This window comes from Streptomyces sp. NPDC048111, from assembly GCF_043202815.1.
GTDB lineage: Bacteria > Actinomycetota > Actinomycetes > Streptomycetales > Streptomycetaceae > Streptomyces.
In genome coordinates this window covers 1-20,043 of sequence record NZ_JBIDBD010000021.1, presented here as the reverse complement: position 1 = coordinate 20,043, position 20,043 = coordinate 1, and the positions used below count along the sequence as shown (strand labels likewise).

18 protein-coding genes are annotated in these 20,043 nt (G+C 72.6%); 14 read left to right on the top strand and 4 right to left on the bottom strand.

Features of this window, described 5'->3' with window-relative positions; genetic code table 11:
• Nucleotides 1–31: 31 nt before the first annotated feature.
• Complete coding sequence (dnaJ, locus tag ACGF3I_RS26285; RefSeq protein ID WP_393136078.1) at nucleotides 32–1,219, top strand: molecular chaperone DnaJ; 1,188 nt, start codon at nucleotides 32–34, stop codon at nucleotides 1,217–1,219.
• A gap of 1 nt (nucleotide 1,220) precedes the next feature.
• A complete protein-coding gene (locus tag ACGF3I_RS26280; protein WP_393136076.1) occupies nucleotides 1,221–1,688 on the top strand; it encodes a heat shock protein transcriptional repressor HspR in 468 nt (155 codons plus the stop codon).
• 100 nt (nucleotides 1,689–1,788) lie between these two features.
• On the opposite strand, the gene ACGF3I_RS26275 is transcribed toward ACGF3I_RS26280, so the two are convergent.
• A complete protein-coding gene (locus ACGF3I_RS26275) occupies nucleotides 1,789–2,766 on the bottom strand; it encodes a helix-turn-helix transcriptional regulator (protein ID WP_393136074.1) in 978 nt (325 codons plus the stop codon).
• 340 nt (nucleotides 2,767–3,106) lie between these two features.
• On the opposite strand from ACGF3I_RS26275, the gene ACGF3I_RS26270 reads away from it, so the two are divergent.
• The gene (locus tag ACGF3I_RS26270) at nucleotides 3,107–3,439 is read left to right on the top strand and encodes a (2Fe-2S)-binding protein (protein WP_329464345.1); all 333 of its coding nucleotides are present in this window, start codon (nucleotides 3,107–3,109) and stop codon (nucleotides 3,437–3,439) included.
• Between the two features lie 127 nt (nucleotides 3,440–3,566).
• Here the strand turns inward: ACGF3I_RS26270 and ACGF3I_RS26265 are convergent, their stop codons facing one another.
• A complete protein-coding gene (locus ACGF3I_RS26265) occupies nucleotides 3,567–3,980 on the bottom strand; it encodes a pyridoxamine 5'-phosphate oxidase family protein (protein WP_393136072.1) in 414 nt (137 codons plus the stop codon).
• A gap of 149 nt (nucleotides 3,981–4,129) precedes the next feature.
• Here ACGF3I_RS26265 and clpB point away from each other — a divergent pair, with 149 nt between their 5' ends.
• Both clpB and ACGF3I_RS26255 read left to right on the top strand, forming a co-directional pair.
• On the top strand, nucleotides 4,130–6,733 hold the full coding sequence (gene clpB / locus ACGF3I_RS26260; protein WP_393136071.1) for an ATP-dependent chaperone ClpB: 2,604 nt from the start codon (nucleotides 4,130–4,132) through the stop codon (nucleotides 6,731–6,733).
• 115 nt (nucleotides 6,734–6,848) lie between these two features.
• Entirely contained in the window at nucleotides 6,849–7,400 is a 552-nt protein-coding gene (locus ACGF3I_RS26255) for a YbjN domain-containing protein (RefSeq protein WP_393136070.1), read from the top strand.
• Nucleotides 7,401–7,409: 9 nt separating this feature from the next.
• On the opposite strand, the gene ACGF3I_RS26250 is transcribed toward ACGF3I_RS26255, so the two are convergent.
• Together ACGF3I_RS26250 and ACGF3I_RS26245 are read right to left on the bottom strand one after the other, a co-directional pair.
• On the bottom strand, nucleotides 7,410–8,540 hold the full coding sequence (locus ACGF3I_RS26250) for a hypothetical protein (protein WP_393136210.1): 1,131 nt from the start codon (nucleotides 8,538–8,540) through the stop codon (nucleotides 7,410–7,412).
• 190 nt (nucleotides 8,541–8,730) lie between these two features.
• Complete coding sequence (locus ACGF3I_RS26245) at nucleotides 8,731–9,921, bottom strand: pyridoxal phosphate-dependent aminotransferase (RefSeq protein WP_393136068.1); 1,191 nt, start codon at nucleotides 9,919–9,921, stop codon at nucleotides 8,731–8,733.
• A 111-nt stretch (nucleotides 9,922–10,032) separates the two neighbouring features.
• On the opposite strand from ACGF3I_RS26245, the gene ACGF3I_RS26240 reads away from it, so the two are divergent.
• The 9 genes from ACGF3I_RS26240 (at nucleotide 10,033) to ACGF3I_RS26200 (ending at nucleotide 19,687) form a co-directional block, all read left to right on the top strand.
• Nucleotides 10,033–10,368 (top strand): hypothetical protein, encoded by a 336-nt coding sequence (locus tag ACGF3I_RS26240; RefSeq protein WP_393136066.1) that lies wholly within the window; start codon nucleotides 10,033–10,035, stop codon nucleotides 10,366–10,368.
• A 426-nt stretch (nucleotides 10,369–10,794) separates the two neighbouring features.
• Complete coding sequence (locus ACGF3I_RS26235) at nucleotides 10,795–11,319, top strand: DUF2617 family protein (RefSeq protein ID WP_393136064.1); 525 nt, start codon at nucleotides 10,795–10,797, stop codon at nucleotides 11,317–11,319.
• Between the two features lie 128 nt (nucleotides 11,320–11,447).
• On the top strand, nucleotides 11,448–13,082 hold the full coding sequence (locus ACGF3I_RS26230; RefSeq protein WP_393136062.1) for a polyamine aminopropyltransferase: 1,635 nt from the start codon (nucleotides 11,448–11,450) through the stop codon (nucleotides 13,080–13,082).
• Between the two features lie 106 nt (nucleotides 13,083–13,188).
• On the top strand, nucleotides 13,189–14,223 hold the full coding sequence (locus tag ACGF3I_RS26225) for a carbon monoxide dehydrogenase (RefSeq protein ID WP_393136060.1): 1,035 nt from the start codon (nucleotides 13,189–13,191) through the stop codon (nucleotides 14,221–14,223).
• 40 nt (nucleotides 14,224–14,263) lie between these two features.
• Nucleotides 14,264–15,052 (top strand): aldose 1-epimerase, encoded by a 789-nt coding sequence (locus tag ACGF3I_RS26220; RefSeq protein ID WP_393136059.1) that lies wholly within the window; start codon nucleotides 14,264–14,266, stop codon nucleotides 15,050–15,052.
• Nucleotides 15,053–15,075: 23 nt separating this feature from the next.
• Nucleotides 15,076–15,624, top strand: a complete 549-nt coding sequence (gene pyrE / locus ACGF3I_RS26215; RefSeq protein WP_393136057.1) for an orotate phosphoribosyltransferase — start codon at nucleotides 15,076–15,078, stop codon at nucleotides 15,622–15,624.
• Nucleotides 15,625–15,881: 257 nt separating this feature from the next.
• Nucleotides 15,882–16,904: a class II fructose-bisphosphate aldolase gene (fbaA, locus tag ACGF3I_RS26210; RefSeq protein ID WP_393136055.1), complete on the top strand. Its 1,023-nt coding sequence runs from the start codon at nucleotides 15,882–15,884 to the stop codon at nucleotides 16,902–16,904.
• Nucleotides 16,905–16,996: 92 nt separating this feature from the next.
• Nucleotides 16,997–18,145 (top strand): MalY/PatB family protein, encoded by a 1,149-nt coding sequence (locus ACGF3I_RS26205; protein WP_393136053.1) that lies wholly within the window; start codon nucleotides 16,997–16,999, stop codon nucleotides 18,143–18,145.
• An 87-nt stretch (nucleotides 18,146–18,232) separates the two neighbouring features.
• A complete protein-coding gene (locus tag ACGF3I_RS26200; protein WP_393136208.1) occupies nucleotides 18,233–19,687 on the top strand; it encodes a DHA2 family efflux MFS transporter permease subunit in 1,455 nt (484 codons plus the stop codon).
• Nucleotides 19,688–20,043 lie beyond the last annotated feature (356 nt).

The following is a 20,043-nucleotide window of genomic DNA, read 5'->3' as shown; positions in this document are numbered from 1 at the left end:
CGCACGTGATCGTCCGGAAGGAGGGACGTCGATGAACACGAAGGACTTCGTCGAGAAGGACTACTACAAGGTTCTCGGCGTCCCCAAGGACGCCACGGACGCGGAGATCAAGAAGGCGTACCGCAAGCTCGCGCGCGAGAACCACCCGGACGCCAACAAGGGCGACACCAAGGCGGAGGAGCGCTTCAAGGAGATCTCCGAGGCCAACGACATCCTCGGGGACCCCAAGAAGCGCAAGGAGTACGACGAGGCGCGCGCGCTGTTCGGCAACGGTGGCTTCCGTGCCGGGCCGGGCGCGGGCGGCGGCAGCTTCAACTTCGACCTGGGCGACCTCTTCGGCGGGCAGCAGCCCGGCGGGGGCGGCGCGGGCGCCGGCGGCTTCGGCGGCGGGCTCGGCGACGTGTTCGGCGGGCTGTTCAACCGGGGCGGCGCGGGCACCGGCCAGCGCGCCCAGCCGCGCCGCGGCCAGGACCTGGAGTCCGAGGTGAGGCTCAGCTTCACCGAGGCGGTCGACGGCGCCACGGTGCCGATCCGGCTCTCCAGCCAGGCGCCCTGCAAGGCCTGTTCGGGCACCGGCGACAAGAACGGCACGCCCCGCGTGTGCCCGACCTGCGTCGGTACCGGCCAGGTGTCGCGCGGCTCGGGCGGCGGGTTCTCGCTGACCGACCCGTGCGTGGACTGCAAGGGCCGCGGCCTGATCGCCGAGAACCCGTGCGACGTCTGCAAGGGCAGCGGCCGGGCCCGTTCCTCGCGCACCATGCAGGTCCGCATCCCGGCCGGGGTCAGCGACAACCAGCGCATCCGGCTGCGCGGCAAGGGCGCGCCCGGTGAACGGGGCGGCCCCGCGGGCGACCTGTACGTCGTCGTGCACGTCGACGCGCACCCGGTGTTCGGCCGCAAGGACGACAACCTCACGGTCACCGTGCCGGTCACCTTCACGGAGGCCGCGCTCGGCGCCGAGGTCAAGGTGCCCACGCTCAGCGGTCCGCCGGTCACCCTGAAACTGCCCGCGGGCACGCCCAACGGCCGTACGATGCGGGCCCGCGGAAAGGGTGCGGTCCGCAAGGACGGCACCCGGGGCGACCTGCTCGTCACGGTCGAGGTGGCCGTGCCCAAGGAGCTGGACGACAAGGCCCGCGAGGCCTTGGAGACCTACCGCGAGGCGACCGCGGGCCTGGACCCGCGGGCCGAGCTGTTCCAGGCCGCGAAGGGAGCATGAGATGGACCCGCGCCAGCGCCGGCAGGCCCCGTTCGGTGGCCGCGCCTACGAGCTGACCGACGAGACGCCGGTGTACGTCATCTCGGTGGCGGCGCAGCTCTCCGGTCTGCATCCGCAGACCCTGCGGCAGTACGACCGCCTCGGCCTGGTCTCGCCCGACCGCACGGCCGGGCGCGGCCGGCGCTACTCGGCCCGCGACATCGAACTGCTGCGTACGGTGCAGCAGTTGTCGCAGACCGAGGGCATCAACCTGGCCGGCATCAAGCGCATCATCGAGCTGGAGAACCAGGTCGCGGCGCTCCAGGCCCGGGTCGCGGAGCTGTCCTCCGCGGTCGAGGGCGCGGCGCTCGCCATGCAGCAGCGCGAGGCCCAGGTGCACGCCTCCTACCGGCGGGACCTGGTCCCGTACCAGGACGTCCAGCAAACCGGTGCGCTGGTCGTCTGGCGGCCCAAGAGGGCGTCGGAGTAGCCCTGTTGGGCCCGGCCCCCGCGAGCGCTTCACAGGCCCGCCGTCCCGTTGGGGGCGGCGGGCCTCGCGCGTGCCGGCCCGGCGCGGCGCGGGGGGCGGCTCAGGCGTCCTGGTCGAGGATGCCGGACTGGGCGATGAGGTAGCCGAGCTGGGCCCGGCTGCCGCTGCCGAGGGCCGCCGCGAGCTTGGCGATGTGCGCCCGGCAGGTGCGGACGTTCATGCCGAGCCGGCGCGCTATGGCCTCGTCGACGTGGCCCTCCACCAGGAGCTTGGCGATGGAGCGCTGGACACCGGTGATGCCGGCCGTCTCCAGGTGGTACGGCACCTCGTCGTCCCAGGGGACGGCGTGCTGCCAGAACTGGTCGAAGACGCCGACCAGGTACTGCACGAGGCCCTCGTGGCGCAGTTCGAGGGCGACCTGGCGGTCGCTGCGCGCCGGGATGAAGGCGACCTTGCGGTCCATGATGATGAGCCGGTCGATGATCTCTTCGAGGGTGCGCACCTCCAGGCCGTACGGCGCGATCCGCTCCACGTATCCGATGGTCGCCGAGTGGTGGCGGGCGGTGTGCTGGTAGAGCGTGCGCATCCCGACACCGCGGGCGACCAGCGGCTCGATGCGGCGCAGGGCCGCTTCGAAGGTCTCGGGCCTGCGGCCGCTGCCGGGCTGGATGACGAGGAGTTCCTGGCTGCACTCGTCGATCACGCGGTCCAGGGTCGCGTTGATCAGTTCGAGGCCTTCGAGGACGGTGATCGCGTGGGTGCCGCTCGTGGAGGGCGTCGCGATCGACATGAACGGCTCGAAAGTGCTGGCGAGGGCGACCGAGAGGTTCCTGCGTTCCTGGATCTCGCGTTCCAGCGGCTGGGTCAGCAGGTTGAGCACCACGGTGGGCGGAACCGGCCGCAGCAGCTGGGCGTCATCGGGATCGGGGCGCAGCAGCGTGAGGTCGACCAGGCACGGGGCGGAGTCGGCTTCGGAGCGGGTAATCCCGCCGGTACGCAGGGCAAGTGCGTACAGAGCCGCCCCTGTCTCGCACAGGTCGACCGGGCCGTGATCGTGTCCTATATGCCCCTGTTTCAACCTAGTTGCACCCCCCTCATGCTTTTGAATTACAGGAACATGATGCCTGGCTGCGCTGGTGCAAGTGGTCGGAGTGAGCCATCGTCGTATCCGCGGGGGGAGGTAATGATCAAAAGAGGTGGAGATCGGCCATGAGCAGGATGGTTCGAGCACTAAGCACGACAGCCGTTGTGGCGGCTGCTCTCTGCGCTCTCTCGGCGCCTGGGGACATCTCTTGGGAGACCCACCCCGCCACGTCCGGAGCCGTCACCGCGTCGGACATCAGCTGGGAGTTCGCACCCAAGGGCGAGGCCGTCAACGGAGACATCTCCTGGGAGTCGACTCCTGCGGGTGCTGTCGCATGAGCTTCCCGCCCGATGACCGCACCTTCCGACGCGAAATGGCCACGGCCTACCGTTCGGGGTGGCATTTCATCGACCTCGCCACCGCGGTTCCGCACCGTGGCGATTCGTTGATGGTCACTCTGCTCGGCGAGCCGATCCTGATCGCCCGTGAGGACGACGAGGACGTACGTGCCTACCGGTGCCTGCGCCGGCCGCGCGGAGCGCCGCAGCCCATCCGCTGCGTGGTCCGCTACGGCATGGTCTTCGTGAATCTCGACCAACGTGACCACCAGCTCTTCGAGTCGGAGACCCAACCCGATTCATCCACCGCCACCCCCCGCAGTGCCTGACGCGATCCCCCGTCGTTGTACATCGCGCAGGTGCTTCCCCCACACAGCGGCGCCATCGTGGACCTGAACACGGTGGCGCCGCTGTGCTGCCCGGACCGGAAAGCGCCGGTACGGGCGGCGGCACGGCTCAGACGTTGCCCATCGCCCGGGTCAGCCTGATCTCGATCAGCACCCGGTCCGGATTGACCCGCGGGGTCCGCTGATAGCGCTCGGCGTAGCGCCGTTCCGCGTCCGCGATCAGCTCCGGTTCCGTGCGCACGAACGCGCGCCCTTCGAGCGTCGCCCAGCGCCGCCCCTCCAGCTGGCACAGCGCCACCCGCGCCCCCTCGGGATCGGCCGCGGCCGCCGCGAGGACGTTGCGCGCCTTGCGGCTGTGGCCGCTGGTGATGACCCGGGCGATGCCCGCCTCCGGGTCGTACGTCGCCCCCACCGGCACCACGTGCGGCGAGCCGTCCGGCCGTGGGGTCGTCAACGTGCAGATGTGGCGCTCGCGCCAGAAGCTGAGATAGGCGCTGTCGGGCAGGTGTACGTCGTGGGCCATGACCCAGAAACCTAGCGGCCCGCCCTGCCTGCTTCCCCATCGGGGCGCCCGAGCCTTGAGCGGAATGGACTCAACTTTGTGTACGTTGGAAGGGTCATAGGCAGTGTCTGCCGTACCCAGCAACGTACGACGAGGAGGAGCGAACGCACGTGGATGCCGAGCTGACCAACAAGAGCCGGGACGCGATCAACGCGGCGAGCAGCCGGGCCGTGGCCGGAGGCCACCCGGACCTGACCCCGGCGCATCTGCTGCTCGCCCTCCTGACGGGCGAGGACAACGAGAACATCACCGACCTGCTGTCCGCCGTCGAGGCCGACCAGGCCGCCGTGCGCTCCGGGGCCGAGCGCCTGCTGGCCGCGCTGCCGAGCGTGACCGGCTCCACCGTCGCCCCGCCGCAGCCCAACCGCGAACTCCTGGCGGTCATCGCCGACGCGGCCCAGCGCGCCAAGGAACTGGGCGACGAGTACCTGTCGACCGAGCACCTGCTGATCGCCCTCGCCGCCAAGGGCGGGCAGGCCGGTGAGATCCTCGTCGAGCAGGGGGCGAGTGCGAAGAAGCTGCTTGCCGCGTTCGAGACGAGCAGGGGAGGGCGCCGGGTGACCACACCCGACCCGGAGGGTCAGTACAAGGCGCTGGAGAAGTTCGGTACGGACTTCACGGCCGCCGCCCGCGAGGGCAAGCTCGACCCGGTCATCGGCCGGGACCAGGAGATCCGCAGGGTCGTGCAGGTGCTGTCGCGCCGCACCAAGAACAACCCGGTGCTCATCGGCGAGCCCGGCGTCGGCAAGACCGCCGTCGTCGAGGGCCTGGCCCAGCGCATCGTGAAGGGGGACGTGCCGGAGTCCCTGAAGAACAAGCGCCTGGTCTCGCTCGACCTGGGTGCGATGGTGGCCGGCGCCAAGTACCGCGGTGAGTTCGAGGAGCGCCTCAAGACCGTCCTGTCCGAGATCAAGGAGAGCGACGGCCAGATCATCACCTTCATCGACGAGCTGCACACCGTCGTCGGCGCGGGCGCCGGCGGCGACTCGGCGATGGACGCGGGCAACATGCTCAAGCCGATGCTGGCGCGCGGCGAGCTGCGCATGGTCGGCGCCACCACGCTCGACGAGTACCGCGAGCGCATCGAGAAGGACCCGGCGCTGGAGCGGCGCTTCCAGCAGGTCCTGGTCGCCGAGCCGTCCGTCGAGGACACCATCGCGATCCTGCGCGGGCTCAAGGGCCGCTACGAGGCGCACCACAAGGTGCAGATCGCCGACGGCGCCCTGGTGGCCGCCGCCACCCTCTCCGACCGCTACATCACCTCGCGCTTCCTGCCGGACAAGGCCATCGACCTCGTCGACGAGGCGGCCTCGCGGCTGCGCATGGAGATCGACTCCTCGCCGGTCGAGATCGACGAACTCCAGCGCTCCGTCGACCGGTTGCGCATGGAGGAGCTGGCGCTGAAGAACGAGACCGACGCCGGCTCGATCCAGCGCCTGGACAAGCTCCGCAAAGACCTCGCCGACAAGGAGGAGGAGTTGCGCGGGCTCACCGCCCGCTGGGAGAAGGAGAAGCAGGGCCTCAACCGGGTCGGTGAGCTGAAGGAGAAGCTCGACGACCTGCGCGGCCAGGCCGAACGCGCCCAGCGCGACGGCGACTTCGACACCGCATCCAAGCTCCTGTACGGCGAAATCCCGGGCCTGGAAAGGGAGTTGGAGGAGGCCGCCGAGGAGGAGGCCGAGCAGGAGAAGTCCAAGGACGCCAAGGACACCATGGTCAAGGAGGAGGTCGGCCCCGACGACATCGCGGACGTCGTCGGCGCGTGGACCGGCATCCCGGCCGGCCGCCTGCTCGAAGGCGAGACGCAGAAGCTGCTGCGCATGGAGGACGAGCTCGGCAAGCGTCTGATCGGCCAGGCCGAGGCGGTGCGCGCGGTCTCCGACGCGGTGCGCCGCACCCGCGCCGGCATCGCCGACCCCGACCGGCCGACCGGCTCGTTCCTCTTCCTCGGCCCCACCGGCGTCGGCAAGACGGAACTCGCCAAGGCCCTCGCCGACTTCCTCTTCGACGACGAGCGCGCCATGGTCCGCATCGACATGTCGGAGTACGGCGAGAAGCACAGCGTGGCCCGTCTGGTCGGCGCGCCCCCCGGCTACGTCGGCTACGAGGAGGGCGGCCAGCTCACCGAGGCCGTCCGCCGCCGCCCGTACTCGGTGGTGCTGCTGGACGAGGTCGAGAAGGCGCACCCGGAGGTCTTCGACGTCCTGCTCCAGGTCCTCGACGACGGGCGCCTGACCGACGGCCAGGGCCGCACGGTCGACTTCCGCAACACCATCCTGGTCCTCACCTCGAACCTGGGCAGCCAGTTCCTGGTGGACCCGTCGATCGGGGCGGACGAGAAGAAGCAGCGGGTCCTGGACGTGGTGCGGGCCTCCTTCAAGCCGGAGTTCCTCAACCGGCTCGACGACCTGGTGGTCTTCTCGGCGCTCACCAAGGACGAGCTGTCCCACATCGCCGGGCTCCAGATCGCCCGGCTCGCCAAGCGCCTCGCGGACCGCCGCCTCACCCTGGACGTCACCCCCGAGGCCCTGGAATGGCTGGCCGATGAGGGCAACGACCCGGCCTACGGCGCGCGCCCGCTGCGCCGGCTGATCCAGACCGCGATCGGCGACCGGCTGGCCAAGGAGATCCTGGCCGGCGAAGTCACCGACGGCGACACGGTTCGGGTGGACCGATTCGGGGAGGGGCTGATCGTGGGCGCCGCCAAGGAGTGATCCCGCCGCCCGGCCCCGATCCGCTCAGCCCGCAGCGGACACCCGGGGCCGGGGGTTGCCAGCCCTGCCCCGGCATGGGGGAGGATGACCGGAACCGTACGAAGGAAGATTCACGATGAGCATCGACCCGTCCTCGATTCCGAATTTCGGGGCTCAGCAGGGCCCGCAGCCCGGCGGCGCGCCGACCGGGCCCGTCGTGCCCGACCAGGACCTGGTGAAGCAGCTCCTGGACCAGATGGAGCTCAAGTACGTCGTGGACGACGAGGGCGACCTCGCCGCTCCCTGGGAGGAATTCCGTACGTACTTCATGTTTCGCGGCGAGGAGGACCAGCAGGTCTTCTCGGTGCGGACGTTCTACGACCGGCCGCACAGCCTGGACGACAAGGTCCAGATCCTGGAGTCGATCGACGACTGGAACCGCCGCACCCTGTGGCCCAAGGTCTACACGCACACCCACGACGACGGCACCGTCCGCCTCATCGGCGAGGCGCAGATGCTGATCGGCACCGGCGTCGCCCTGGAGCACTTCGTGTCCTCGGTGGTCAGCTGGGTGCGCGCCTCGATCGAGTTCGACAAGTGGCTGGTCGAGCAGCTCGGCCTGGAGAAGGACGTCGACGGCGGGACGGGCGGCGAGGGCACGGAGTCCGGCGCGCCGGACGCCGGATAGCGCCCCGCTTCACAGCGCCATGGTGGCCAGGGTCAGCAGATAGGCCCCGTAGCAGAACGAGAGCCCGGCCAGGGCGGCGATGACCGTGATCGCCGCCCTGCGCCGGGCTTTCGTCAGGGCCAGCGCGACCGGGACCAGGAGCGGGAAGGCGGGCAGCAGGAAGCGCGGCTTCGACTCGAAGTAGCCCGCCCCGCCGACCGCGATCAGCACCAGGACACCGGTGAAAACGAGCAGCGGCAGCGGCGGCCGTTCAAGGACGAGCAGCGCGAAGAGCACCGCCATCACACCGGTCAGCAGGGCCGCCATCGGGAAGCCGAGGTCGAGCGGGACGGTCGCGATCCGGCGGAGGAACCGCAGCGTGCCGAGGCCGAAGTCGAACTTCGACGTCCAGCCCGCCTGCACGTCGAAGTAGCCGCCGAACACATCGCCCGTGCGCAGCCCCACCCACAGGACGTAGCCGCACCAGCCCAGCGGCGCGAGCAGCGCGCCCGCCCACACCCGCCACGCACGCCGGTCGCCGCGCCACAGCTCCTGCCCCGCGCCGACCAGGACGGCGGCGACCACCGCCACGGCGTTGGGCCGGGCGAGCCCGGCGAGCAGCGCCAGCGAGCCCGCCCACAGCCAGCGCCGCTCCAGCACCGCCCACAGCGACCAGGCGCACAGCGCCGTCATCACCGGCTCGGTGTACGCCATCGTCAGGACGATGGAGTGCGGCAGCAGCCCCCAGAGCAGTACGAGCACGGTGCCCACCCGGCGCCCGTACAGGCGCTCCCCGATCAGATGGACCGCGCAGGCCGCGGCGGCAGCCGCCGTCCACGACAGGAGCAGGCCCGCGGTGCCGCCGGTCACCGGCAGCACCGTGGTGACGGCGCGGATCAGGCCTGGGTAGAGCGGGAAGAACGCCAGGTCGCTCTGGACCGCGCCGTCCGGCCAGAACAGGGTGCGGCCGTAGCCGTGGGCGGCGATGCGGGTGTACCAGTCGGCGTCCCAGGCGGTGGCGAGCCGGGCCCGGGGCGACAGCCCCCGGTGCCAGGCCGCGACCGCGAACACCAGGAGCCCGGTCAGGCGCGCCGCGGCGAACAGGCCGAGCGCGGGAGCCGCCCGGCGCAGGGCGTCCGCCCACGGCGGGGCGCTCGTGATGCCGCCGTCCCGGTGGCCGCGGGCATGAGCGGTGATCTCGGCGGACAGGGGGCACCTCCGGGCGCGCGTGGTCGGTCAGACCGACCATCGGCGCGTATCCCGATTCCCGCGACCGCAACGCCACCGACCGGGTGCACCTTGCCCCACCCGGCGGTGCGCGGACGTGTCGCGGCGACCGCGGACGAGCCGGTCAGCCGGCCAGTGCCTTGAGGCGGGCGACCGCCTCTTCGAGGACCGCCATCCGCTTGCAGAAGGCGAACCGGACAAACGGGGCACCTTCCCCGCGGTGATCGTAGAAGACCGCGTTGGGGATCGCCACGACCCCGCAGCGCTCGGGCAGCGCGCGGCAGAACGCGACGGCGTCGCTCTCGCCGAGCGGACGGATGTCGGTGGTCACGAAGTACGTACCGGCCGGCCGGAACACCCCGAACCCGGCCGCGGCCAGGCCCGAGCTCAGCAGGTCCCGCTTGGCCCGGTGGTCGGCGCGGAAGTCGTCGAAGTAGCTCTCCGGCAGCCGCAGCGCCTCGGCCACCGCGTACTGGAAGGGGCCGGACGTCACGTACGTCAGGAACTGCTTGGCCGAGCGGACCGCCGCCACCAGGCCGGGGGACGCCGTGATCCAGCCGACCTTCCACCCCGTGAACGAGAACGTCTTGCCCGCCGAGCCGATGGTGACCGTGCGCTCGCGCATGCCGGGAAAGGATGCCAGCGGGATGTGCTCGGCGTCGTCGTAGACCAGGTGCTCGTACACCTCGTCGGTGATCACCAGGAGGTCGCGCTCGCGGGCGAGCTCCGCGACGGCGGTCAGTTCGGCGCGGGTCAGCACGGTGCCGGTGGGGTTGTGCGGGGTGTTGAGCAGGATGAGGCGGGTGCGCGGGGTGACCGCGGCCCGCAGCTCGTCCAGGTCGAGGACGAAGCGGTCCCCGTCGGGGCGCAGGGTGACGGGCACCCGGACGCCGCCCGCCATCGCGATGCACGCGGCGTACGAGTCGTAGTACGGCTCCAGGGCGATGACCTCGTCGCCCGGTTCGACCAGCGCGAGCAGGGACGCGGCGATCGCCTCGGTGGCGCCGGCGGTGACCAGTACCTCGCTGTCCGGGTCGTACGCCAGGCCGTACCTGCGCTCCTGATGGTCCGTGATGGCGGAGCGCAGCTCGGGGACGCCGGGGCCCGGCGGGTACTGGTTGCCGTGGCCCGCCCGCAGGGCGCGGACCGCGGCCTCCCGCACGGCCTCGGGTCCGTCGGTGTCGGGGAAGCCCTGGCCGAGGTTGATGGACCCGGTCCGCTGGGCGAGGGCGGACATCTCGGCGAAGACCGTCGTCCCGAACTCGGCGAGGCGGCGGTTGAGGAGAGGGCGCGCGCTGGAGGTCATGACGGCCATCCTGCGGGCAACCTCTGGAGTTGCTCAAGTGTGCTTTGGCGCCGGACGGCCCCGGGCATCCCCTCCCCACGCGGGACGACGGGGGACCGCGCCGGAGAAGGACGGTGTCCGATGGTGATCGTGATCGGGATGGGAATTCTGGCCCTGGCGTTGGTGCTGGCCCTGGTCCTGGGTTCGGGAGCGCGCAGGCGGCGCGGGGCCACGCGGCGGCGCGGACGCGCATCGGCCGGCGCCGCCTCGTCGTCGGCCGGCGCCGGCTGGTGGGTGGGCGGCGGTTCGGACGGCGGAAGCTCGTCGGACGGTGGAAGCTCGTCGGACGGCGGCGGGCACCACGGGGGCGGCCACCACGGTCACTCCTGCGGCGGCGGCCACTCCTCGTGCGGCGGCGGCTCGTCCTGCGGCGGCGGTTCGTCGTGCGGGGGCGGCGGAGGCTGCGGTTCGAGCTGAGGACCCGTTCGGCCGACGGCCATCGGGTGCGGAACCGGCGGCCGGCCGGCCCGGTGGACGGCCGGGCGGCGGCGGGGGGGGGGGGGGGGGGGGGGGGGGGGGGGGGGGGGGCGCGCGCGGCCCCCGCCCCCCCCCCCCCCCCCCCCCCCCCACCGCCCGTTGTGCGCCCGGGTGCGCGCCACCGGCCGGGCGCCTTGTTTCACGCCTGTAGTTGAACGTTTGAACCGAGTGGCCCCCGAGGGGATGGAAACCCCATCAAGTTGGGTAAAAAAGCTTTGAGCGCCGCGCACTTCATGATTCCCTCGCAGATGAGAAACGACGCAGCCCCCTCGGCCCCGGGATCAGGAAGCGGTCCCCCGTCCTACGGTGCGCCCGAGGCGACCTCGGTCATCCACCCGCCACATGTGTGTTTTGCGGAGCCCACCCATGCTCACGACCCTGAAGACCGCCTACACCGACACGCGTGCCGCCGACCTCGCCTGGGCGCTGGGCCGCGAGCCGCTGCCCGCCCTCGCCGTACTCGATCTCGAACTCTCGGGCGCGAGACTCCAGTTGAGACTCCTCGGCGCCTCGCACCAGGTGCTCCTCGACGAGGAGCGCGGCACCTGCTCGGAGACCGTCGCCTGCATGCCCGGCAGCAGCACCCCGCTGCCGCTCGGGGTGGCGAAACGTCTGGGGGAGTGGGACTACGAGTTCGCCGCCCGCGTCGAGACGCTCTCGGACGGCTCGTTCGCGGGCCGCGCCCAGGAACTCCTCGCCCTCGTCGCCGACCACCCCAACGGACTGGCGGGCACGTTTCCCGGCTCCCCGCACGCCTTCACCGCCATGCTCGCCCAGCGCGGCGAGGGGCAGGTGTGGTGGCGGACCTGGCACGCCTATCCGCAGGAGGGCCAGTTGGTGGTGACCCGCACCCGCGTCGGCGTACGGGTGGCGGCTCCCGCCGGGCTCTGAGAGGGCCGATGGGCGGGTGGGGGACGGCCGGTGCGCGGGCGGGAGACGGCCGATGTGCGGGCGGCCGGCTCCAGTTGAACCCGTGTGGGTGACATGATGCGAACGGAGTGTCACGTAGCGTTCGCGTCATGATCGAGCCGCTCCCCGCTCCCGTGAGGAGGCCGCGGTCGGGCCGGTTCCTCGTCCTGGCCGTCGTGTTCGTCTGCGCCGCCTGCGGCCTCGTGTACGAGCTCGAACTGGTCGCCCTCGCCTCGTACTTGATCGGCGATTCGGTCACCCAGGCCTCCGTGGTCCTGTCGGTGATGGTGTTCGCCATGGGGGTCGGATCGCTGCTCGCCAAACGGCTGCGCTGCCGGGCCGCCGTCGGCTTCGGCCTCATCGAGGCGGCGCTCGCCCTGGTCGGCGGCTGCTCGGCGATCGCCCTGTACGCCACGTTCGCCTGGTTCGGCGGCTCGCGCTACGCGCTCGTCGCCTTCTCGCTGGCGATCGGCATGCTGATCGGCGCCGAGATCCCTCTCTTGATGACGCTCATCCAGCGCGTCTCGCGGCGCGCCGCGGGCGACGTGAGCGGCACGGTGGCCGACCTGTTCGCCGCGGACTACGTGGGCGCCCTCGTCGGCGGACTCGCCTTCCCCTTCCTGCTGCTCCCCCAACTCGGCCAGCTCACCAGCGCGTTGCTCACCGGCGCGGTCAACGCCGTGGCCGGCGGCGCCCTCGTCCTGCTGCTCTTCGGCCGCGACCTCTCCCCGCGCGCCCGTTGGACGCTGCTCGGTGCCAACGCCGCCGTCCTCGCCGTGCTCGCCCTGACCACGGCGATGGTCGGCGACTTCGAACAGGCCGCGCGCCGGGCCGTCTACGGCGGTCAGGTGCGGGTCGCCGTGCAGACCCGCGTCCAGGAGATCGTCCTGACCGGCCGCGAGGGCGCCCCGCTCGACCTGTTCCTCGACGGGCGGCTGCGCATCAACGGCCGGGACGAGTCCCGCTATCACGCGGCCCTGGTGGGGCCCGCGCTCGACGCGGGCCCGCACGGCCGCGTCCTGATCCTGGGCGGCGGTGACGGCCTGGCCGCCCGCGAGGTGCTGCGCAGACCCGGCGTCCGCTCGGTGACCGTCGTCGAGCTCGACCCGGAACTGGTTCAACTGGCGCGCGCCGACCGGCAGTTGGCGGCGCTGAACGCGCACGCGCTGAGCGACCCCCGGGTGCGTACGGTGATCGGCGACGCCTTCGGCTGGCTGCGCGGCGACGGCCGTGCCTCGGGGACGTACGACGTCATCGTGTCCGATCTGCCCGACCCCGGCATCACCGCGAGCACCAAGCTGTACTCGCAGGAGTTCTACGGGCTCGCCTCCCGCGTCCTGGCGCCGGGGGGCCGGCTCGTGGTGCACGCCGGGACCGAGGCGGGCCGGCCCCGCACGTTCTGGACGGTGGCCTCGACGGTCCGCGCCGCCGGGCTCAGCACCCTCGCCTACCGCGCGACCGGGCGCAGCACCGGGTTCACCACCGGCCCCGACCGCGCCTCGGGCTCGATCCGCTCCCCGCACGACTGGGGCTTCGTCCTGGCCGCGAGGCCAGGACCGCGCCCCCTCGCCCGGAGCCCGGGCGGACCTGGCCCCGGACCGGGCCCCGGCGGCGCGAGCGGGGTGGGCCCCGGCGCGGTGCGGCTGGGGGCGCGGCTGCCCGCCGGGAGCCAGGCGCTGGTCCCGCCCGCGGACGCCGCCGCGGTGCCGCCCTCCACCCTGGTGCACCCGAGGTACGCGGACTGAGACGGGCCGCGCGGGGCGGGGCGGCACGGGTGGCGCGCGCGGGGCCCGCGGGATCGGGGCCGCGTTGGCGCAGACGGGACGGCCGGTGCTGAGTAGGCTCGGGGACATGGAGCATGAGGTGTTCGTTCCGGTTGCCGCCAAGACACTCCGGCAGACGCTGCGCGATCCCGGGCGGGTCGCGCGCTGCGTGCCGGGGCTCCAGCAGGACGCGGGCGAGCCGCCCATCGCGGGCCGGCTCAAGGTCCGCCTCGGCGGGCACACCATCACCTATCGCGGGGCGCTGCGCGTCACCGAGCCCGAGCCGGACGTGTTCGCGTTCGAGGGCGAGGGCGTGGAGGTGCGCGGCGCGGGCGCGGCCCAGCTCACCCTGACCGTACGGCTGGCACCGGCCGACGGCGGCACCACGCTCGCCTTCGCGGGCACGGCGCTGGCCGAGGGCCGCGCGGCCGACGTCCCGCACGACGCGGCCACCGCCTCGGCGGTGCGGCTGCTCGACCGGTTCGCCGCGGAACTGGCCCGTCCCGCCCGTACGGAGCAGTCGGCCGCGGCGGGCCTCGCCCAGGCGGCCGACGACGGGCAGGCCCCCGCCGCCCGGGTCGCCGACACGGACCTCAACACCGACCTCGACACCGACCCGGGCGCGGCCCGCTCCGGGGACCGGCCTTCGGCCCCGGACCGCGCGGACACCGACGCGGACCGGGAAGCGGACGCGGACGCGGACCGGGGGAGCGCCGAGCGGGACGCCGCTGCGCCGGCCGGGCGCGAGCTCGGACCGGACGCCGACCGGGTGCCCGGTCTCGACCCCGACCTCGACGCGGCCATCGACCCCGCGCTCCGTGACGAACTGGCCTCCGTCTTCGACGCCGAGGTGCCGCCGCCCTCGCTCGACCCGCTCGCCGACGACGAGTTCGCCATCGAGATCGGCGAGTCCGTGCCCGTCGAGGCCGCGCACGCCCGCCGCACGATGATCGGCCGCAGCGCCGAGGAGGTCGACCACGCGCCGCCGCGCGGCCGGTACGCCCCGGTGCCCGCGCCCTCGGGCAGCACCGCGAGCGCCACGCTGCGCTGGGTCGCGCCCGCCGCGGCCCTCGCGCTCGCCTCCGCCGTGGTGGTCGGCCGCGCGCTGCGCCGCCGCCGCTGAGGGCCGGTGAAACCGCGGCCCACCGGTTAGGGTCGGGGACGTGAGCAGTGACGAGATCAAATTGAGCGTCGGCGCAGCCGAATTGACCGTCGACGCGGGCAACGGCTGCCGGATCAGCAGCCTGCGGATCGACGGCACCGAGGTACTGCGCCAGGGCGACCACTACGGCTGCTTCCCGATGGTGCCGTGGTGCGGCCGGGTCGAGAACGGGCAGTTCCGCGACGGCGGGGTGAAGTACCAGCTGCCGCTCAACTCCCCGCCGCACGCCATCCACGGCACCGCCCGCGACCATGCGTGGCGCACCGCGCGGGTGTCGGACACCGAGGCCGTGTTCACCTACGAGCTGGCCGAGCCCTGGCCGTTCTCCGGCAAGGTGACCCAGATCTTCGAGCTCACGCCGGACGCGCTGACCGTGCGCATGGGCGTCGAGACGTACGAGAACTCCTTCCCGGCGCAGGTCGGCTGGCACCCCTGGTTCGTCCGCGAGATCGAGGGGAGCCGGGTCGGGCTCGCCTTCGACGCGGCCTGGCAGGAGGAGCGCGGCGAGGACCACCTGCCCACCGGCCGGCGGATCGACCCGCTGCCCGGCCCCTGGGACGACTGCTTCGGGATGCCGGACGGCGTGGACGTCACCCTCACCTGGCCCGGCCGCCTCGTACTGAAGGTGACCAGCCCCACCGAGTGGGTCGTCGTCTACGACGAGCAGGAGGAGGCCGTGTGCGTGGAGCCCCAGTCGGGGCCGCCCAACGGGCTCAACACCCTGCCCCGCCTGGTCACCCCCATCGAGCCGCTGGAGCTCGCGACGACCTGGAGCTGGCGTCGCCCGTGAGCGCGGCCCTTAAGCTCATGGGTATGACTGATGTGCGTGCTGACCTGCTCCAGCAGATCAAGGACAAGGCCGTGGTGCACGGCAAGGTGACCCTCTCCTCGGGTATCGAGGCCGACTACTACGTCGATCTGCGCCGGGTCACCCTCGACGGCGTCGCCGCGCCGCTGGTCGGACAGGTGATGCTCGACGTCACGGCCGACTTCGAGTTCGACGCGGTCGGCGGCCTGACCATGGGCGCCGACCCGGTGGCCGGCGCGATGCTGCACGCCGCCGCCGCGCGCGGACGCACCCTGGACGCCTTCGTCGTCCGCAAGGCCGCCAAGGCGCACGGCATGCAGCGCCAGGTCGAGGGCCCGGACATCAAGGGCCGCCGCGTCCTGGTCGTCGAGGACACCTCGACCACCGGCGGCTCGCCGCTGACCGCCGTGGAGGCGGTGCGCGCGGCCGGCGCCGAGGTCGTGGCCGTCGCCACCATCGTGGACCGGGCGACCGGCGCCGCCGAGAAGATCACCGAGGGCGCGGGTGTGCCGTACGTCTTCGCCTTCTCCTCGACGGAGCTGGGCCTCGCGTAGTGCGGCTTCTCCTCGACGGAGCTGGGCCTCGCGTAACGCGGCAAACTCGTGACCTAGGTCCTGGCCGGCCCGGCCGGCTCTTCTGACCTGCGCGTTCTCCCAGGGGCGGGCTGTTTCACGTGAAACAGCCCGCCCCTGGTGCGTCCACCGGGTGGAGCCGGGGCCAGAGTCTGGAAAGATGGGCCGCGACGATGACGTCGCCCCCAGGTCAGGGCCAGCACATATCGCACACCCCGCACATCACAAGGAGCGGACAGATGCCCATCGCAACCCCCGAGGTCTACAACGAGATGCTCGACCGGGCGAAGGCAGGCAAGTTCGCCTACCCGGCCATCAATGTGACCTCGACCCAGACCCTGCACGCTGCGCTGCGCGGCTTCGCGGAGGCCGAGAGCGACGGCATCATCCAGATCTCCACCGGTGGTGCGGAGTTCCTGGGTGGCCAGTACAACAAGGACATGGTCACCGGCGCGGTCGCCCTGGCCGAGTTCGCGCACGTCGTCGCCGCCAAGTACGACATCACGGTCGCGCTGCACACCGACCACTGCCCCAAGGACAAGCTGGACGGCTACGTCCGCCCGCTGATCGAGGTGTCCGCCGCGCGCGTGGCCAAGGGCCTCGACCCGCTGTTCCAGTCCCACATGTGGGACGGCTCCGCCGAGACCCTCGCGGACAACCTGGCCATCGGCCAGGAGCTGCTCGCCAAGGCCGCCGCCGCGAAGATCATCCTTGAGGTCGAGATCACCCCGACCGGTGGCGAGGAGGACGGCGTCAGCCACGAGATCAACGACGAGCTCTACACCACCGTCGATGACGCGCTGCGCACCGCCGAGGCCCTGGGCCTGGGCGAGAAGGGCCGCTACCTGCTGGCCGCCTCCTTCGGCAACGTCCACGGCGTCTACAAGCCGGGCAACGTCGTGCTCCGTCCCGAGCTGCTCAAGGACCTCCAGGCCGGCGTCGGCGAGAAGTACGGCAAGGCCTCGCCGTTCGACTTCGTCTTCCACGGCGGCTCGGGCTCCACGGCCGAGGAGATCGCGACCGCGCTGGAGAACGGCGTCGTCAAGATGAACCTCGACACCGACACCCAGTACGCCTTCACCCGCCCGGTCGCGGACCACATGTTCCGCAACTACGACGGTGTTCTGAAGGTCGACGGCGAGGTCGGCAAGAAGTCGACCTACGACCCGCGCACCTGGGGCAAGCTGGCCGAGGCCGGCATGGCCAAGCGTGTGACCGAGGCGTGCGCGAACCTGCGCTCGACCGGTACGAAGCTGAAGTAGGCGCCGCGCGTTCGCGCGCCCATGTCCGTCCGGGCCCGGTGTCCCCTCGCGGGGGCGCCGGGCCCGGCCGTTTTCCGAGCCAGGGAGGCTTCATGACCCCGTACGACTTCGACATACCCGTGGACCGGCGCGGCACCTGGAGCATCCAGTGGGACGGGGCGGCCAGACGGTTCGGGGCGGACGGCCTGCTCCCGTTCACCATCTCCGACATGGACTTCCCCTCGGCGCCGCCGGTCATCGCGGCGCTCCAGGAGCGGGTCGCGCACGGGGTGTTCGGCTACACCGACTGGCAGAACGAGGAGTTCCGCTCGGCGGTGCGCCACTGGTACCGGACGCGGCACGCCACCGACATCGACACCACGCGGCTCGTCTACGCGCCCTCGGTCCTCAACCAGCTCTCCCAGCTCCTGCGGATGTGGACCGGGCCCGGGGACGCGGTCGTGGTCCACACCCCCCTGTACGACGGCTTCCGCAAGGCCGTCACCGGGCTCGGCCGCGAGCTGCGCGGCGTACCCGTCGGGGACCCGGCCGCCCTGGAGGAGGCGCTGGCCGGTCCCGGCTGCCGGGTGCTGCTGCTGTGCTCGCCGCACAACCCGACGGGACGGGTGTGGACGGAGGCCGAGCTGACGTCGTTCGCCACGCTCGCCGAGCGGTACGGGGTGGCGGTGATCAGCGACGAGATCCACGCGGACTTCGTCCACGAGGGCCGCCGCCATCTGCCCTGGACGCGGTTCGGGCGGGGCCGCTGGGCGCTGATCACCTCCGGCACGAAGTCGTTCAACTTCCCTTCCCTGACCGGGTCGTACGGGATCGTCGGCAACGCGGACGACCACGCGGAGTTCGTCCGCCGCATGGAGACCGGCGAGGGTCTCGCCTCGCCCGCGGTCCTGTCCCTGACCGCGCACATCGCTGCGTACCGGGAGGGGGCGCCGTGGCTGGACGCGGTGCGGGCGTATGTCGCCGACAACCTGTCCCTGGTGGCCGACCGCCTCAACTCGGCCTTTCCCGAGCTGAGTTGGAGTCCGCCGCAGGCCGGGTACCTGGCCTGGATCGACCTGCGGGGCCTTGGGGTCGACGAGGACGCGTTGCAGCGGGAGCTGGTGGAGGGGGAGGGGGTGGCGATCATGCCGGGCGGGGTCTACGGGGCGCGGGGGTTCGTCCGTCTGAACGTGGGGTGTGCGCGGAGCAAGGCGGAGGCGGGGGTGTCGGCCCTGGTGCGCGCCCTGACCCGGCTGGTCTGACTGAGGTGGCAGGGGCTGAACGTGCCCGGGCGGGTTTCGGGGAGGGGCGGGGCGGGGGACAGTCGTGCTGTGGCGGACAACGTACGCATGGGCACCCGCCCGGCCCGCTGGGTGCTGCTCACCACCGTGCTCGGCTCGGGCATGGCCCTCCTCGACTCCACGGTCGTCAACGTCGCCCTGCCCCACATCGGCGCGGACCTCGACACCGACATGGCCGTCCTGCAGTGGACCGTCAACGCCTACATGCTCACCCTGGCCGGGCTGATCCTGCTGGGCGGCGCCCTGGGCGACCGGTACGGGCGGCGGAAGGTGTTCGTGATCGGGGTGGTGTGGTTCGCCGCCGGGTCGCTGCTGTGCGGGCTCGCCCCGAGCGCCGGTGTCCTCATCGCCGCCCGCGCCCTCCAGGGCATCGGCGGCGCCCTGCTCACCCCCGGCTCGCTCGCCATCATCCAGTCCGGCTTCCACCCCGACGACCGGGCCCGCGCGGTGGGCGTGTGGTCGGGGCTCGGCGGGGTCGGGGCGGCCGTCGGACCGTTCCTGGGCGGCTGGCTGGTGGACGGCCCCGGCTGGCGCTGGGTGTTCCTGATCAACGTGCCGCTGGCCGCGCTGTGCGTGGCCGTCGCGCTGCGCCACGTACCGGAGACGCGCGATCCCCGCACCCACACCGGACGCTTCGACGTGATGGGCGCGGCGCTCGGCGCCCTGACCCTGGCGATGGTGACGTACGCGCTGATCGAGGCGCCGGGTCAGGGGTCCTCGCGTCTGGTGGTCGGGGCGGGGGTGATCGGGCTCGCGCTGGGCGCCGCGTTCGTACGGCGGGAGCGGCGGCTGCCCGAGCCCATGCTGCCGCCGGACATCTTCCGGTCCCGGGTCTTCACCGTGGTGAACGTGGTGACGGTGTGCGTGTACGCCGCGTTCGGCGGGTTCTTCTTCCTGGCCGCGCTCCAGCTCCAGGTCGTCGCCGGGTACTCGGCGCTCGGCGCGGGCGCGGCCCTGCTGCCCACCACCGTCCTGATGCTGCTGCTCTCGGCCCGCTCCGGCGAACTCGGCCGGCGGATCGGGCCGCGGATCCCTCTCACGGTGGGGCCGCTGCTGTGCGCGGCGGGGATGCTGCTGATGCTGCGCGTCGGTGAGCACGCGTCGTACGTACGGGACGTGCTGCCCGCGCTCGTCGTGCTGGGCCTCGGCATGGTCACCCTGGTGGCGCCGCTCACCGCGACGGTCCTGGGCTCGGTGGACGAGGGGCGGGCGGGGCTGGCCAGCGGCATCAACAACGCGGCGGCGCGGGCGGCGGGGCTGCTCGCGGTGGCGGCGCTGCCGCTGGCGGCGGGGATGGGGCCGGAGGCGTACCGCTCCGCGGCGGAGTTCGGGGGGACGTTTCGGCGGGCTGTGCCGCTGTGTGCGGGGGCGTTGGTGGTGGGGGCTGTGGTTGCGGTGGTGGGGGTGCGGGGGGCGCGGGGGGTGCGGGGGGCGGTGCCGGAGTGCCGTATGCAGTCCGGCCTCCCCGGGCCTGCGGTCGAGCCCGAGCGGGGTGAGGGGTGACCCCCTGGGGTCGCTTGCCCACCCGCCCGTGCGGGGTGCTGGCTGGCCCCGGCTCCCTGGGGCTCCGCCCCAGACCCCTGCGGGTTTGCCCACCCGCCCGCCCGTGCAGCGGGTTGTACCGGCTGAGCCCCTGGGGCTCCGCCCCAGACCCCCAGGGCGCTTGCCCACCCACCCGCCCGTGCAGCGGGTTGAATGGTTCGGCCCCTGGGGCTGCGCCCCAGACCCCCTGAGGGGCTCCGCCCCGGCCCCCGGCGGGGGCTTCGCCCCCTGCACCCCCCTTTCGCGCCTTAAGGGCGCTCGTCCTCAATCGCCGGACGGGCTGAGGTGGCCTGGTGCTGCCCAGCACCGAGCAGTTA